1 protein-coding gene is annotated in these 614 nt (G+C 48.5%); it reads left to right on the top strand.

The window, feature by feature from the left end:
- On the top strand, positions 1-599 hold a 599-nt coding region (locus R8O11_RS29140), incomplete at its 5' end, for a methyl-accepting chemotaxis protein (protein ID WP_318195112.1).
- Positions 600-614 lie beyond the last annotated feature (15 nt).

The following is a 614-nucleotide window of genomic DNA, read 5'->3' as shown; positions in this document are numbered from 1 at the left end:
ATGTTGGTCAGCTGACGGGTATCCTACCGAACAGCCAACAGTCTATCGTCTCATTGAACCAACACGTCGATAAAATTGGCGGTGCGGTGAACATCATTCAAGACATTGCTGAACAAACGAACTTACTTGCACTTAACGCGGCTATCGAAGCGGCTCGTGCGGGTGAGCAAGGACGTGGATTTGCCGTGGTTGCAGATGAAGTTCGCGCTCTTGCGAGCCGTACACATCAATCCACGGAAGAGATCACGCGAGTGGTGATGGACATCCAAGCGCAGATGTCGATGGTGGTTTCCGATATTGATCAATGTAACGAACAAGGTCAGCAAACCCTGAGTGCATCTGAACAATTAGACGCAAGCCTCCAGCAAATCATCACGGACATGCACGCGATTCAAGGCAACTCAGAGCGCATTGCTTCTGCGATTGAAGAGCAAGGCATTGTGATGAACCAAGTTAGCGACTCAATCACTGAGCTGAACGTTATCTCTGAAAACAACATGCACTCCGCGCAAGAATGTTTGCATGAAGTGAACTCAGTGTCGGCTCAAGCACACGATATGGATGAAGCGGTAGCCGAGTTTAAGACTCGCTTAAAGTAATCTACTAGTAGATTC

Source organism: Vibrio sp. 1288, assembly GCF_033344475.1.
The sequence above is the reverse complement of the archived record's forward strand: the minus strand, read 5'-3'. Positions and strand labels throughout refer to the sequence as shown.